This is a genomic window from Kitasatospora sp. NPDC059408, assembly GCF_042751525.1.
Lineage (GTDB): Bacteria > Actinomycetota > Actinomycetes > Streptomycetales > Streptomycetaceae > Kitasatospora.
Window position 1 is genome coordinate 39,826 of the sequence record NZ_JBHYWI010000021.1, and the last position, 14,152, is coordinate 53,977.

15 protein-coding genes and 2 pseudogenes are annotated in these 14,152 nt (G+C 71.6%); 8 read left to right on the forward strand and 9 right to left on the reverse strand.

Annotated elements, in window-relative coordinates; translation table 11 throughout:
• Nucleotides 1-12: 12 nt before the first annotated feature.
• The 3 genes from ACFXDE_RS16360 to ACFXDE_RS16370 all read right to left on the reverse strand — a co-directional run bounded on the left by ACFXDE_RS16360 (nt 13) and on the right by ACFXDE_RS16370 (nt 4,066).
• A complete protein-coding gene (locus ACFXDE_RS16360) occupies nt 13-1,572 on the reverse strand; it encodes a flavin-containing monooxygenase (RefSeq protein ID WP_380494708.1) in 1,560 nt (519 codons plus the stop codon).
• 89 nt (nt 1,573-1,661) lie between these two features.
• Nucleotides 1,662-2,336, reverse strand: coding sequence for a class I SAM-dependent methyltransferase (locus ACFXDE_RS16365; protein ID WP_380494710.1), 675 nt, complete (start codon nt 2,334-2,336; stop codon nt 1,662-1,664).
• A 176-nt stretch (nt 2,337-2,512) separates the two neighbouring features.
• On the reverse strand, nt 2,513-4,066 hold the full coding sequence (locus ACFXDE_RS16370) for an HD domain-containing phosphohydrolase (protein ID WP_380494712.1): 1,554 nt from the start codon (nt 4,064-4,066) through the stop codon (nt 2,513-2,515).
• Nucleotides 4,067-4,438: 372 nt separating this feature from the next.
• On the opposite strand from ACFXDE_RS16370, the pseudogene ACFXDE_RS16375 reads away from it, so the two are divergent.
• Nucleotides 4,439-4,681: pseudogene (locus ACFXDE_RS16375) on the forward strand (alpha/beta hydrolase); the annotation flags it as partial.
• A 55-nt stretch (nt 4,682-4,736) separates the two neighbouring features.
• A pseudogene (locus ACFXDE_RS16380) lies at nt 4,737-5,003 on the forward strand (nuclear transport factor 2 family protein); the annotation flags it as partial.
• 283 nt (nt 5,004-5,286) lie between these two features.
• Here ACFXDE_RS16380 and ACFXDE_RS16385 read toward each other — a convergent pair.
• Complete coding sequence (locus ACFXDE_RS16385; RefSeq protein WP_380494714.1) at nt 5,287-5,805, reverse strand: GNAT family N-acetyltransferase; 519 nt, start codon at nt 5,803-5,805, stop codon at nt 5,287-5,289.
• Nucleotides 5,802-7,064 (reverse strand): XRE family transcriptional regulator, encoded by a 1,263-nt coding sequence (locus ACFXDE_RS16390; RefSeq protein WP_380494716.1) that lies wholly within the window; start codon nt 7,062-7,064, stop codon nt 5,802-5,804. The genes ACFXDE_RS16385 and ACFXDE_RS16390 overlap by 4 nt, the downstream gene beginning before the upstream one ends.
• Before the next feature lie 239 nt (nt 7,065-7,303).
• Here ACFXDE_RS16390 and ACFXDE_RS16395 point away from each other — a divergent pair, with 239 nt between their 5' ends.
• From ACFXDE_RS16395 to ACFXDE_RS16410, 4 genes are read left to right on the forward strand one after another with little or no spacing between them, the layout of a single operon-like run.
• Entirely contained in the window at nt 7,304-7,633 is a 330-nt protein-coding gene (locus tag ACFXDE_RS16395; protein WP_380494719.1) for a hypothetical protein, read from the forward strand.
• A complete protein-coding gene (locus tag ACFXDE_RS16400; RefSeq protein WP_380494830.1) occupies nt 7,630-8,124 on the forward strand; it encodes a hypothetical protein in 495 nt (164 codons plus the stop codon). The genes ACFXDE_RS16395 and ACFXDE_RS16400 overlap by 4 nt, the downstream gene beginning before the upstream one ends.
• A gap of 20 nt (nt 8,125-8,144) precedes the next feature.
• Nucleotides 8,145-8,480, forward strand: coding sequence for a glycosyltransferase (locus tag ACFXDE_RS16405; RefSeq protein WP_380494825.1), 336 nt, complete (start codon nt 8,145-8,147; stop codon nt 8,478-8,480).
• Nucleotides 8,480-9,346 (forward strand): 5'-3' exonuclease H3TH domain-containing protein, encoded by an 867-nt coding sequence (locus tag ACFXDE_RS16410; protein ID WP_380494721.1) that lies wholly within the window; start codon nt 8,480-8,482, stop codon nt 9,344-9,346. Before ACFXDE_RS16405 ends, ACFXDE_RS16410 begins: the two co-directional genes overlap by 1 nt.
• Before the next feature lie 270 nt (nt 9,347-9,616).
• On the opposite strand, the gene ACFXDE_RS16415 is transcribed toward ACFXDE_RS16410, so the two are convergent.
• Together ACFXDE_RS16415 and ACFXDE_RS16420 are read right to left on the reverse strand one after the other, a co-directional pair.
• Entirely contained in the window at nt 9,617-10,333 is a 717-nt protein-coding gene (locus ACFXDE_RS16415; protein WP_380494723.1) for a flavodoxin family protein, read from the reverse strand.
• Nucleotides 10,334-10,444: 111 nt separating this feature from the next.
• On the reverse strand, nt 10,445-11,401 hold the full coding sequence (locus ACFXDE_RS16420; RefSeq protein WP_380494725.1) for a helix-turn-helix transcriptional regulator: 957 nt from the start codon (nt 11,399-11,401) through the stop codon (nt 10,445-10,447).
• Nucleotides 11,402-11,633: 232 nt separating this feature from the next.
• On the opposite strand from ACFXDE_RS16420, the gene ACFXDE_RS16425 reads away from it, so the two are divergent.
• Nucleotides 11,634-12,161 (forward strand): hypothetical protein, encoded by a 528-nt coding sequence (locus tag ACFXDE_RS16425; RefSeq protein ID WP_380494727.1) that lies wholly within the window; start codon nt 11,634-11,636, stop codon nt 12,159-12,161.
• A 46-nt stretch (nt 12,162-12,207) separates the two neighbouring features.
• Nucleotides 12,208-12,609, forward strand: a complete 402-nt coding sequence (locus tag ACFXDE_RS16430) for an SsgA family sporulation/cell division regulator (protein WP_380494729.1) — start codon at nt 12,208-12,210, stop codon at nt 12,607-12,609.
• A gap of 47 nt (nt 12,610-12,656) precedes the next feature.
• On the opposite strand, the gene ACFXDE_RS16435 is transcribed toward ACFXDE_RS16430, so the two are convergent.
• The gene (locus tag ACFXDE_RS16435; protein ID WP_380494731.1) at nt 12,657-12,965 is read right to left on the reverse strand and encodes a WhiB family transcriptional regulator; all 309 of its coding nucleotides are present in this window, start codon (nt 12,963-12,965) and stop codon (nt 12,657-12,659) included.
• 172 nt (nt 12,966-13,137) lie between these two features.
• Nucleotides 13,138-14,130 carry an Lrp/AsnC family transcriptional regulator gene (locus ACFXDE_RS16440; protein ID WP_380494733.1) on the reverse strand — a complete coding sequence of 331 codons (993 nt, stop codon included), beginning with the start codon at nt 14,128-14,130 and terminating at the stop codon, nt 13,138-13,140.
• Between the last annotated feature and the right edge of the window lie 22 nt (nt 14,131-14,152).

Consider the following 14,152-nt stretch of genomic DNA (forward strand, 5'->3'; position numbering starts at 1 on the left):
GGGCGCGGCTCGTCACCCAGGCCGTCCAGTCTGCGCTGCCGTAGCAGGCGACGGTACGGGCCCGGGTACGTCGCAGGTGTAGGCGGCCGGGTCGAAGCGGCTCAGCTGTCGGATGAGCCGCCCGGTGGACCAGGGCCAGGCGAAGGTGTTTCGCCCGCTCGGGCTGAAGTAGTAGCTGGTGCAGCCACCGGAGTTGTACACGGTGGTCCGTAACGCCTCCTGCACCGCCGCATTGTGTGCGGCCTGCGTGGCGGCCCGGACCTCCAGGACCCGCCGGCCGTCGCGGTCGAGGTGGGCCAGGGCGTCGGTGAGGTAGGTCAGTTGGGCTTCCAGGACGGTGATCGCGGAGGTGGAGCCCCCGAGCAGGTTGGGGCCCAGCAGCAGGAAGAGGTTGGGGAAGCCGCTGACGGTGGTCCCCAGGTACGCCTGCGGTTCGCCGTCCCAGGCCTCGTGCAGCGTCCGGCCGCCGCTGCCGTACAGGCTCCGGGCGAGCGGCGGCTCGCCCATGCGGAAGCCGGTGGCCGTGACGAGGACGTCCGACCGGGCGGTCGTGCCGTCGGCACCGACGACCTCGTTGCCGCGCACGGCTGCCACGGCCGTAGGGTGCAGGTGGACGTGTGGCTGGGCGAGGGCCCGGTAGAAGGTGCTGGAGGTCAGCAGACGCTTGCAGCCCAGTCGGTAGGTGGGCGTGAGCGCCTCGCGCAGCAACCGGTCACGGACCGCGAGCCGCAGGTGTGCACGCGCGCCGATCTCCAGCAGGCGGGCGAGGCGCGGGTGGCGGAAGGCGTAGCCGAAGCCCTCCTGCAGCACGTACTGCCCGGCGCGCAGTGCGTTGCGGGATCGGGGCAGGTGGTCCAGCAGCCGGTTGGCCGCTGCGGGCACCGGTAGGTCGGGCTTGGGAAGCACCCACTGGGCGGTTCGCTGGAAGAGGTGCACGGCGGCCGCTCGGGAGGCGATGGCCGGGACGAGCTGCACGGCGGAGGCGCCGGTGCCCACCACGCTCACCCGACGCCCCGTCAGGTCGATGCTCTGGTCCCACTGGGCGGTATGGAGCACCGGCCCGCCGAACTCCTCGACCCCGGGGACGTCGAGGTGGCGCGGGATGTGCCACGGTCCGGTGGCCAGGACCAGCACCTCGGCACTATGCGGCCCCTTGCTGGTCTCCAGCAGCCAGCGCCCGGCCACCGGATCCCACCGGGCTCCGCGCACCTGGACGCCGAAGCGCAGCACCTCGCCGAGCCCGTGCCGCTCGGCCGTCGCCCGCAGATAGGCGTGGATCTCCTGTTGCCCGGCGAACAGCCGGCTCCAGGCGGTGTCCGGAGTGAACGAGTAGCTGTAGAGCGTCGAGGGCACATCGCAGGCGCAGCCCGGGTAGGTGTTCTCCCGCCAGGTGCCCCCGAGTTGCGCCGCCTTCTCCAGCACGAGGAGATCGCGCAGCCCCGCCTGGCGCAGCCGGATGGCGGCGCCGATGCCCGAGAACCCCGCGCCGACCACGAGGACGCGCACATCTCTCCTGGGCCGGGTGTCCTGAGTCGGGATGACGGCACTGGTTCGCAGGCCGGTCACGTTCATGGGTGCCTTCCGACTTCCGCAGCAACAGGACGAACCGGCGTGGAAAACACCGGAGTTGTTCCTGGAGAACGGAAGAGTAGGCCGGGAGGTCACGCGGCCTTCCCCGGCACGGCCGTGGCGGTGTCGCGTCCGGACGGGGTCGCCGCCGGGAGCCTGGCGCTGCCCAGCACGGCCGGACCGACGAAGGACGGACTCGCGGGGAAGACCTGGCGCTCGACGTGGTCGACGACGAATCCGGCTGCCCGGATCGAGTCGAGCGTCGGACGGTTGCACTCACAGCAGACCACCAGCCGGTTCAGCCAGTTCATCCGGTCCTGGTGGCGGGCCACCTTCGGGTCCTCCGAGCGCATGTGCTCCAGGAAGAGCAGCCGCCCGCCGGGGCGCAGCACCCGGCCGAGCTGGCGCAGTGCCCGCTGCTGGTCGCTCACCCCGCAGAGCACCAGCGTCGACACGACGACGTCGAAGCTGTCGTCCTCGAACGGAAGGTCTTCGGCCGGCGCCCGCAGGACCGTGGTGCGCGGAGCCCGCTCCGCGACGTGCCGCTCCAGCCGGCGGACCATCGCCGGCTCGGGCTCGGTGACTGTGAGCGACTCGACTCCCTCGCCGTAGAGGGCGAGGTTGGCCCCGGTGCCGCCGCCGATCTCGAGCACCCGGCCGCCGGCCTCGGCGATCAACCGGCGACGCAGGTCGCTCAGGCCCTGCCGCTCGGCCTTGGCCATCATCCGGTCGTAGGTCACCGCGAACAGTGTGCTTCTGACACCCATGACTGCCTCGATTCACGGTCCGACGTTCTGCCTCGACGCTAGGCCCGTGCCGTACCCGACACATGGGGCGGATGCCTCATCTTCGGCATCTTCGGCGCCGTCGTCCCGTGTCGTCGTCCCGTGTCGTCGTCCCGTGTCGTCGTCCCGTGTCGTCCTCCCCGGAGCCGGCCCCGCTCTCAGATCAGACCGTTCTGCACCGCGAAGAGGCAGGCCGAGGCCCGGGTCGAGGTCCCGATCTTGGCGTAGATGTGCTCGATGTGGTTGCGCGCGGTCTTGGGCGAGATCACCAGCCGTGCGGCGATCTCCCTGCTGGAGCAGCCGCGGGCCAGCAGCCGCAGCACGTCGATCTCGCGGGCGGTCAGGCCCGCGGGCCCGGTGCCGCGCCGCGGCGTGCGGTGCCCGGCGGCCGCGAGGACCGCGGCGACCGCCTCACCGTCCAGGCGTCCGGCGGCGACCTCGCCGTGCAGCTGCGCGGCGGCCTCCACCGCTTGGAGTGCCGCCCGGTGCGGGCGCGGCTCGATCATCGACTGGTACGCGTCCGCGACGCCCAGGATCCGGCTCGGCCGGGAGATCGCGCCGCCCGCGAGCCCGCGCGGGTAGCCGGAGCCGTCCAGCCGTTCGCGGTACTGCACGGCGACCTCGCCCAGGGGGGCGAGCGCCGGGGACTGCCGGAGCATCCGCTCCGTCAGATAGGGCTGCAGCCGCACCCGTTCCCACTCCCCCGCGCCCAACGGTCCCGGTTTGTCCCAGATCGCGTTGGAGACGCCGAGGCGGCCCAGGCCGTGCACCAGGCCGGCCCGGCGCAGCGTCGTCACCTCGGCCGGATCCATCCGCAGCCCGAGCGCCGCCGCCTCGGCCAGCGCCGCCACGGCACGGCCGTGGCCCAGCGTGTACGGGGACTTGAGATCCACGAAGTCGGCGACCGCGAGTAGCGCCGCGTCGAACTCCTCCTCGCCGAGACGCACGCCGAGCGCGGGCTCGGCCCCGATCACCGCCTCCCAGGTACGGACCGTGTCCAGTCCGCCCACGATCTCCTCGGGCTCCCGGCAGAACTCGACCGCGAGTCCGGGATCGAACTGCGTCCCCGCCCGACGCCTGGCCAGCGCCGTGGCCGCGCCGGTCCCGCCGATCCGGTGCGCCACCTCGACGTACTCGGACAGCTGCGCGAGCCGGGAGGGCAGCGGCACGGCCTCGCCCTTGAGCTCCCCCGGCCAGCCGCGCCCGTCCCACTGCTCGTACGAACAGGCCACCGCCTCCTGCACGGCGTCCGGCAGACCGAGCCGCCGGGCGAGCTCGCGGGCCAGCGCCGAGTGCGAGCTGATCATCCCGTTCATATCGCGGAACCCGCCGAGCGTGAACTCCAGGCCGACCCGGAACCGGTGCAGCGGCGGGTTGCCCGATCCGATCAACCGCAGCGTCGCCGCCGCGCCCGCCAGACTGCGCTGCTCGTAGGCGTACTTGCCGGACTTCAGCGTGATGTCGTCGCCGAACCACTTCGCCTGCTCGTGCGCGTCCGAGTGGCAGCCGACGTTGACCAGCAACGCGGTGTAGTAGACGACCAACCGGGCGTCGTCGTCCAGGCCGAGCCGCTCGGCCAGTCGCAACGCGATCAGGCACTGGCGCAGCACGTGCTCCATCGGCTGGCCGAAGCCGAGGTCCACGCCCAGCGAGAGCGCGGCCACCAGCTCCGCCAGACGCACCCCCGCTCCGCTCTCCGCGCGGCTCGTCACCCTCACCACGCTACGCCCCCACGCGCCGCTGATCTCGATCCGCGGAGGTCTTGGGCCGAGCCTGGCAGGTCCAACACTCTGTTCACGTTGCACCCGATGCAGTACCGCGCATTGGACCGGCGGACTGTCGATATTCCAACCATGCCGTGTTCCCTGGCATCGTCCGTTGGATGGCCGAGTGGCAGTTCGCCTATGGGAGGTCGGCTCTCCTGACTTGGTTCGCGAGTAGCGACAGCGCCCTCTACCGGCCGCCGTCACCCGTGGGCACCGGGGGTTCGTTGGGGACCGGTCCGGTGTGGAAGACCGGCCAGCAGATCTCGGTGCGCCACGCGGCGGTCGATTCGCGAGGCCGGCAACCTCGGCCAGGCCGCCATGGCGGCCCTGGTCCCCCCGGTCACCGGGATCAAGACCGCCACCTACTTCGCCACGGCGCCCGACGGCGCCCGGATCGAACTGCGCTGGTACACCACCGGCGAGACCACGGCGCCCGGCCCGGCCGTGCTCTATGCCCACGGCGGCGGCATGATCCTGGGCGACCTGGACGCCTACGACACCCTGCTCTCCTGGTACGTCGCGCACAGTCGGGTGCCGTTCCTGTCCGTCGGCTACCGCCTGGCCCCCGAGACGACCGGCACCATGCTCGCCGAGGGCGTCCAGGGGCGTCGCCCCGGCGCGCAAGCTGTTCGACGACACCTTCGCCGACTTCGAGTCCTGCAACGTCGAGATCCGAGAACTGGACGCGAAGGTCAACGGGGACATGGGCATCGTCTGCACGGTGCAGAGCACGAACATCGTGCTCAAGAACGGCTCCACCAAGCACGTCATGGCCCGGCAGACCGACTGCTTCGAGCGGCGTGAGAACGGCTGGGAGCCGATCCACCAGCACGCCTCCGTCCCGGCCGGCGGCGAGTGGGACGGCAAGATCACCACCGTGTAGGGCCTGATCTGCGACGCGACCGGCCTCCGTACCAAGCGGAACCCCCTGGACCACTGCAGCGCCCGCGCGGCAGACTCACCCAGCCTCGCCGCAGGCAGCAGCCGAGCCCCCTCCCCCCTTCACCACCTCCCGGGCCAACAGATCCCGCCGGTCGCGGCGCCACCCGGGCTCGCCGATTGCCACCGCCCGAGGAGCCCGCGCCCCGGTGGCCGAGTTGCCGGCGCTCGCACCGGATGAACGGCGCCCGGCCACTCCGGGCAGGAGTGGCGGGGCATCGGGTGCATTACGGGAGGTCTCGCAGCATCACCGAGTAGCGGGGTGAGTCCGGGAACGGCCGGCGGTCACCGACCTTGCGGTAGCCCCACGACTCGTACAGCGTGGCAACCTTCGGGTGGTCCGGATCGACCAGCAGTACGGCCAAGGCCTCGTCGCGACCCGCCATCAGTGCGGAGTGCAAGAGCTCGGCGGCTCCGGTCTTGCGCCACCGGGGACGCACCATCAGCTCGGAGAAGGAGAACGTCGAATCCCGCTCCGGTGCGGGATCGATGTGCTCCCGCCACCATTCCCGCCCGGTCTTCGCCGGTGCGCCGTAGGCGAATCCGACCGGCTCCTCGCCGTCGAACCCCACCACGCACGTGAAGCCTTCCAGCGCCGACCAGTGATCCACGAACCACGGGAACCGCTGAGTGAACGGATCGTCCATCTCGGCTGCGTAGGCATCGGCGTGCACGTCTATGAGCAACTGACGGAACCCGTTCGGCAGTTCGCCGCGCTGGTAGTACCGAAGTTCGAGTTCGGTCATGATCGGCTCCATTCGGCGCGGAAGCGGTCCGCCCACTCTCGCGCACTGGGGGTGGTCACGGAAAGGGTCAGCAGCTCGCGGTGGAAGTCACCGAGGGCGGTCCGGATCCGGCTCGACGGCGGAACACCGTTCATCAGGTCGACGACGCTCACGGCAGTGGCCGTTGCGAGTTCCGCGTCCCCTTGGCGCACCTGCGCCAGTGCCAGGCGGGCCGTAGCGAGCGCTCGGTTTCGACGGAACTGTTCGGGCAAGGCACTGAGCGCTCGGTGCGACGCGCCCTCGGCCCGCTCGGGTTCGTCAAGCCGCTCATGCACGATGGCCGTGAGTACGTGCAACTCCGCAAGCCCGTAGAACGCCATCCACGTCGGCCGAGGCTGTTCGATCGAATGCCCCAGCGCCTCACCGGCGAGCCCGATCGACCGCAGGGCGGCCTGACGGTCCCGAAGGTTGGCGAGCGCCACCGCGACGCGCGCATGGGCCATGGAGGCGAACAGCGGGTCACGGCGGGTGATCCGCGTGGCCTGCGCGGCTCGCGTAGCAGCCAGCGCATCGCCGTACCGGTTCTGACTGTTGGCCAGAATCGCAATCGAGTTCCACACCCGGAGTTGGGCGGTCGAGTCCCGCGCGAGACCGGCAAGCGTTGCGCAGCGGTCCAGGTGTCGCTGTGCCTGGTCGAACAGGCGACTGTCGATGCACGACCAGGCGGCGAGAGCCGTGTAGGCAGCCGCGACGCCGAACAGGCGTTGACGCACGCGTTCGCCGGCCGTGCCGTTCTGCTGCAAGTCGATGGCCTGCTGGGCGCCGGCGACTGCGGCACGTTCGAGGGTGGTGTGTCCGCCCTGGTGGTCGTCCAAGGCGTCCAGGGTCTGGAGCCTGGCGCTGGCACGCTCAACGTCGGCGTGTCCGACCGTGCTGCGACTTGCGAGCATCGGAACGGCAAGCGCGGCGACGGCGGACGGTCCGGATGTGAGGAAGGTTCTACGTCGCACAGGTCCCTCCGGCGGCGACACGGGGCGCCGGCCCCGAGGGGTGAAGCCAAGTGCTTCGGCGGAGCAGTCGAATACTGCCTCCAGCCCAGCGCGCTGCTTCGCGTTCGGCCACCCGGTCCGCCCGGACACCCAGTTGTGGACGGTCCGCTCCGTGACGGTCCCCAACCGGCCCGACACGGATTCCGTGTGCTGGTTGATCCGCCGGGCCAACTCGGAGTGACGCAGGCCCAGTTCTGCGATGGCCCGGCGAAGTACGACGTTGTCTCCCACGCGCTCACCGTAGCCCTGCAGTCACCCTCTGTGCAGGCTGTCGAGTAAAGGGAATCTCAAGACTTCCGGTGGCCGACGCGTAGGAAGCGGCGGGATTTCCTTACAGTCCCAGCTCAGCAACCGTTCACTGGACAGCAGCGCCAGGCGGCGGATCGGCCTGGCGCTCGCCGTTCGACAACCAAGCAGCCCACTCCCAAGCCGATGTGGTGGGAAGCCAGTGCGCAAGGAGGTGTTGCACCGTGGCTGAGTCCCTGCTCTCCCGCCTCACAGCGGAGATGCGGGCGCAGGCCGAGGAGGCGTGCGCCGAGCTTCGGAACGCGACCGAGGCGGCAGGATGCCCGTTGCCCTCGCTGACGGTCGATACCCCGTCGATCGTGACGGGACGAGTCCTGGTCCACCTCGGCGGCGCGCTGCCCGAGGTGATCAGCCGGCTCGCCGAGGTACTGCGGGCCGGGGCCGATGCCTTGGCGGCCAAAGACCCGAGCGCCCGGGAAACCGACTCGGACGACCCGGCGTTCTGTACGGCCCACCTGAGCCCCGAGCTGCCGCCGACGGGGGCCGCGAAGTGATCCCCCGCATCACCACTGCTGCCGAGCGGCAGCGCGCTGCTCAGCACTGGCTCGCCTGCGCCGCCCCGGTACCCCGCCTCGTCTACCGCGACTGGAAGAACGACGGGCTGGCCCTGCTGCCTGCGGGTGTCCTGTTCGCCGTCGTGGCGCTCTCGGCGGCCGAGGTCCACGCAGCCGCAAGAACCGACCAGCCCACGCGGGTGAACCGCTACCTCAGCCGCGTTCTCGGCGGCCCGGTGTTCTGCTACGACTCGTTCGAGGCCTACTTCGCGATGGTGCCGGCCGGCACGGCACGCGGCTGGAACCTCTCCGACGTGCCATGTCTGGGCCTGGGACAGACCGTCGCCGTTCCACGGCCGGGTCTGACCCGCGAAGACGGAACGCGCGCCTTCTGGGCCGTACAAATGGACTCGCCCGCCCTGCTCTGCGAGCCCAACCTCGTCGCCCACCTCATCCTGACGGGACGACGCCGGGGAGCGACCTGTGGCTAGGCCCCCGATCGAAATCGACGCTGCCGCCATCCTGCGCGCGATGGACCAGGCCGACACCCTCGCGGCGCGGACCCTCGTCGGCGACCTTCAGCCTGGTGCCCCTGGAGGCCATAGGTGTCGGCACTCCGGTCGTCGCCTACCGGATCGGCAGCCTGCCCGCTCTGATCGAGCCGACCGGCCACGGTGAGCACCTGATCGTCGCCCGCGACGACGGCCCCGCCGCCCTTCACAAGACGGCACGGACCCTCCTGGAGGGTGACATACTGTACGGCGCGACTACACAGACTGTGTATCGGAGAGCGGCCGAGTTCCAGCCGTGCCGAATCGCTGACTTCTTCTCGAAGGCGGTGTCGTGATGCCCGAAAATCCCGCAACCCCTACGCCGTTGCTGCTCGTCGACGGATTCAACCTGCTGTGGGCCGGCACTTTCGGTTTCCCCGCACCGATCTTCTCCCGTGACAAATCCCGTGAACTGACCGGCCTGTTCGCCTTCTTCGCCCTGCTGCGCGCCACGATCCGCGACGACCTCGACGTCGCACAGCCCGAGGTCCTGGTCGTCTTCGACGGCGAACACGGTACCGCCGGCCGCGTGGCCGCCGACCTGGAGTACAAGGCGAACCGGGAGGCGACGCCGGAGGCGCTCAAGCCGCTGCGGTTCCTCGCCCCGGTGAAGGACGGCCTGGACGCGTACGGGATCCGGTGGGTCAAGGTCGACGACGCCGAGGCCGACGACGTCATCGCCACCCTCGCCACCCGGGCCGCCGCCTCCCGGCCGGTCCTGGTCATGTCGCGGGACATGGACTTCTACCAGCTCCTGAACGACGACGTGCGGATCCTCAACCGCTCCCGCAAGGCCGCCCAGCGCATCATCACCGCCGACGAGGTCCTCGCGCGCTACGGCGTCACGCCCGACCAGCGGCCGGCGTTCCGTGCCCTGACCGGCGACAAGTCCGACAACATCGCCGGTATCCGGGGCATCGGTCCGAAGGTCGCCGCCACGCTGCTGCGTGACGGTATGCGGCTGCGCGACCTGCCCGGCTCGGGACGGCTGACCGGTGCCAGGGGCGCGGCGATCACCACCGCCTGGACGAACGTACTCCGCTGGGAGACGGTGATCACTGTGAACCGCGACGTGGACATTCCCGGCGGCGCCCTCACCGGCCAGGCGAGCCCCCAGCTGCCGAAGCCCGCCGACGTCGTCGAGGGGCTGGGGCTCTGGTAACCGACTCCGTGCCGGCTCGGTCCCGGCCGTCTTCGGGCCAACAGGTGCCGGGCGTCGTCCTCGTTGAGCCCGAGGGCCCCGGCGGCCTGTTCGAGACTCGCCTCGTGCCGGGCGTCGTGGGCGGGCAAGTACGCGACCCGCTCGGCAGCCACTTCGAGTTGACGAGCCGCCCGCACGGCCGCGAGCGGCCCCCGTGACGGTCCATGCAAGACACGCCGTTGCTGCCGGACAGCAGCCCCTGGTGACGCGGTTCTTCAAAGCAGCGGCAGCTCAGCGGTGTTCGGGGTTCTCGAAGTCGAAGCGGCAGCCGGCGTCCCACTCGGAGCGCTGGTTGCCGTGGGCCGGGATGCCGCCGGCGTCCTTGAGCATGCGGGCCAGGTGGAGCTGGTTCCACGTCATGAACGTCGTGTTGCGGTTGGTGAAGTCGTTCTGCGGGCCGCCCGAGCCCGGGTCCAGGTAGGACGGACCCGGGCCCGCCTCGCCGACCCAGCCGGCGTCGGCCTGCGGGGGGATGACGTAGCCCAGGTGCTGGAGACTGTAGAGGACGTTCATCGCGCAGTGCTTCGCGCCGTCCTCGTTCCCGGTGATCAGGCAGCCGCCCACGCGGCCGTAGTAGGCGTACTGGCCCTCGGAGTTGAGGATCGACGAGCATGCGTAGAGGCGCTCGATGACCTTCTTCATCACCGAGGAGTTGTCGCCCAGCCAGATCGGGCCGGCCAGTGTCAGGATGTCGGCGGACATCACCTTGGAGTAGATGACCGGCCACTCGTCCGTCTCCCAGCCGTGTTCGGTCATGTCCGGCCAGACGCCTGTCGCGATGTCGATGTCGACGGCGCGCAGGACCTCGACCTCGACGCCCTGGCGTTCCAGGATGCCGGTGCTGACGTCGATCAGGCCCTGGGTGTGGCTGCGTTCCGGGGAGCGCTTGAGCGTGCAGTTGATCACCAGGGCGCGCAGGTCGGCGTAGGACGTCGTCGGGTCCGGCACGGGGTCCTCCCTCGGGGTGGCGGGGAGGCCGGTTCGGGTCGCGGACTCCCCGCACAGCTCACCAGGCCGGGTGCACGACCGCGCGCGGGGCTGGGCCGGTTGACTGAAGGCTCAGAGGTGCAGGCGCAGGGTGTCGCTCGGGGGGCGCCGGTAGGCGTCGCGGTAGAGGCCGGCGAAGTGGCCGGGGTGGGCGAAGCCCCAGCGCATCGCGACCTCCGTCACCGTCGTGGTGCCCGGGTCGGCGGCCAGGAGGTCGCGGTGGGCCGCGTCGAGGCGGACGCGGCGCAGGTAGGCGAGCGGGGTGGTGTCCAGGTGGCGGCGGAAGGCGTACTGGAGGGCCCTCGGGGTGACGAAGGCGGCCGCGGCGATGTCGGCGAGGGTGATCTCCCGCTCGGCGTTCGTCTCGATGTACGCGATCGCCTTGCGCAGCGTGGTGGATGTGGCGTCGGTCCGGTCGGCGGGGGCCGAGTCGGTGCGGGCGGTGTGCGGCAGGGCGGCCAGGGTCGCGGCCGCCAGGTGCTGGGCGGCGGTGGCGACGAGCAGGTCGTTCGCGCAGGCGGCCGGATTGTCGAGCACGTGGTCGCGGACGTAGGCGACGGCGGCGCCCAGTTGCCGGTCGGCCGCCTCGTCGACGGCGCGGAGCCCGGTGAGGCGCACCGGGCCGCGTCCGTTGGCGCCGGTGGGGGCGAAGGCGTCCAGCAGGCTGCTGTCGAACATGGCGATCGTGTAGCGGGCCGAGTGGACCTCTCCCCGGTAGGGGGCGTCCGGCGGGGCGACCAGGAACGTCTCGCCGGGGCCGAACACCGTCTCGCGGCCGCCGGTCCGGTCGGCGAGCGTGCCGGTGTGCATGCTGAGCAGGCACACCCGGCCGAGGCTGTCGGCGTCGTAGGTGAGGTCGTAGCCGAAGGAGATCCGGTCCACGGTGAGCCCGTTCACCGCCCGGCGGCTGATGCTCGCCCGGGCGTCCGCCACCGACTTGGCGATGCGCATCGGCGTGTAGGCCGTGGAGAGGAACTCCTGCGTGGCGTCCACGCTCGCGCTCTCGAAGGACAACGTCTCGACCATCATCACCATCCGCCCCCGTCGGCGCGGCGGCCTCGTCCCCGCACCCCGGCGCCGAGGCTACGCGTCCAGGGGTGTTACGGAAAACCCGGCCGGTCCTGACAAGGCCTGTTTCGTTCCGGCGGCTGCGCGGGCGCGGGGTACTTCGTTCCCGGAGCTGTGGGCGGTCGCCGTGGTGTACCAGCGTTGGACGTGCACCCGTCCCGGGGTGTCCGTTGCTCCACGGGGAGGGACCGCTTTGACCGCGCACGCAGCCCCGCCGGATCGTCCCCCGCGTTCCGGCGCGGAGCTGTGTGCGCAGGTCGCGGAGCTCGCCGAGGAGGCCGAACGGCAGTCCCGGGACGGGGTGTCGGAATCGGCCCCGGTGGAATCGGCCCGGGCGGACGCGGCACTGGCCGGGAAGATCGCCGACGACCTCGCGGCGGCGGTGGGCCCGGCCGCCGAGCAGGAGCGGCTCCCGGTCGTCGACCGCCTGGAGCGCCTGCGCGAGGCCCTCGCCGCCCTCGCCCTCGGGATCGCGCGCTCGCACGGCCGCCTGGCGTGGTTCCTGGCCCGGGCCGGCATCGTCCTCGCGCCCGTCCTGCAGTGGCGCGCCCCGGGCCCGGATCAGATGCAGGCCTCCGGCGGCATCGTGCTGCCGACGCCCGACGAGATCTCCGACGCCGAGGACGCCGTGCGCCGCCTGCACTCCGCGCTCACCCGCACGAGCACGGCCGCCGTCGGCCCGCAGGCCGGTCCGCCACCGGGGCCGACGGCCGTCACCTGAGCATCACCGGCCCGCTGCTGTTCGACCGCATGGAGAGCCCCACCGCATGACCTCCGCCACCTGCTGGTCCACCTCCGTGACCCTGCCCGAAGGCGCGTTCCCGCACGTCGCCCTGGAGGCGCAGCTGCGCTTCGACTCCTCGCTGCCGTACGCGGTGTGCCTGGCCTTCCCGGCGCTCGGCGACGGCGAGGAGCGCCGGTGGTTCTTCGCACGGGACCTGCTGAACGAGGGACGCCACGGTCACGTCGGCCGGGGGGACGTCACCGTCGCGCCCGGGCCCGAGGGGCGGGTCCTGGTGACCTTGTGCGGCCACGACCGGCGGGCGGTGATCAGCATTCCCTCCGACGTCGTGACGGCGTTCCTGCTCGACTCGTTCAACCTGGTGCCGGCCGGCGGCGAGTCCGGTCACCTCGACATCGACGCCGCGGTGGCCAGGCTGCTCGCGTGAGCGGTCGCGCCCTCACCCCCGATGGACACCACAGGACGCGACGCCCGTCACGCCGCCCTGGGCCCGGAGTCGCTGGTGAACAACGAGCGGCGTTCCTCCTCCGCCAGCCCGCCCCACACGCCGTGCGGCTCCCGTGCGGCGAGCGCGTGCCGCCGGCACTCCACCCGGACCTCGCAGCCCGCGCAGACGGCCTTCGCCGCCTCCTCCCGATCCTTGGCGGCAACTCCGTGCTCCTGGGCGGGGCGGTCGAAGATGCCGCGGTCGGCGGTCCGGCAGGCTCCGTCCTCCTCGCGGCTCCAGTGGTGCTCGGGCGTGTCGGGCAGGCGGGATTCGGGCAGGCGGGCGGCGTCGGCCACGGCGGTCCTTCCAGTCGGGGCGATCGGTTGTCCCACTCGTCTAACCCCGTCCCGCGCGTTCATGCCTACCGATTCGTCCGGGTTCGGATTCCGGGCGGAGCTACGCTGCCCAAAGCCGTGCGGCTCAGCAATGGCGGCCCGCTGAGTACGCGGGCCCGTGCCCATCGAGCCCTCACGCGAGCGCCGGGTGGATCAGGCGGCCGTGGTGGATGAGGGAGGCGGCCTGCTTGAGGCGGCGGACGCGGACGCTGATCTCGTAGCCCTTGACGCCCTCGACGTGGGCGAGCCGGGTGCTGAGGTAGCGGTAGAAGTCCGCGGTGTCCTTGCAGATGACGATGGCCATGATGTTGTGCTTACCGCTGGTGGCCGCGGCGAAGGCGCATTCGTCGTGCCGGCTGAGCTCCTCGCCGATGGCGTGGAGGCGGGGCGGGTCGACCTGGAGCCAGAGGGCGGCGTTGAGTTCGTAGCCGAGGCGTTCGGGCAGGGTGTCGACGTCGTAGGTGAGGGAGCCACTGGTTTCGAGGGCCTCCAGCCGGCGGGCGACGCGGGGTTTGGACCAGCCGGTGACCTCGGCGAGGCGGGTGTGGGAGACGCGGCCGTCCTCCGCCAGGGCTTCGAGGAGCGGCAGGTCCTCGTCGGTCGGCGGGAGCGGGGGCCCGACGGGGACGGGGCGTTCCGCGATCAGCTCGCGCGCCTGGTCGGCGGTGAGGGAGCCTTCCCCTCCCGTCCAGCCCGTCGGGCCGGGGACTCCGAAGGCGTGCATGATCAGGTCGACGCTCATGTCGAGGACCGACGCGGCCCTGGGGAGCTGTCGGAGGAGGACGTCGTCGCGGGTGGTGCCGGCGGGTGAGCGGATGATGCAGATGATCTCCGAGCCGCCGGAGGCGAGGCTGGCGTAGGCCACCTCGGGCCTGCGGGCGAGGGAGTCGGCGAGGGGGCCGACGGCGTCCGGTCGGCAGCGCAGGCGGGCGATCCACTCGGCCTGGCCGTGGGCGGCGGGGCTGCTCAGACCGACGACGCGGACGAGCCCGCCCCGGCGCAGGGCGTTGTAGCGGCGGGCCACGGTCTGTTCGGACACGCCGACGACCTCGCTGAGCCGCCGGAACGAGACGCGCGGGGCGCAGTGGAGTCCGTGGATGATTTTACGGTCCAGGTCGTCGGCCATGGGGGAATCGTCACACATTCGG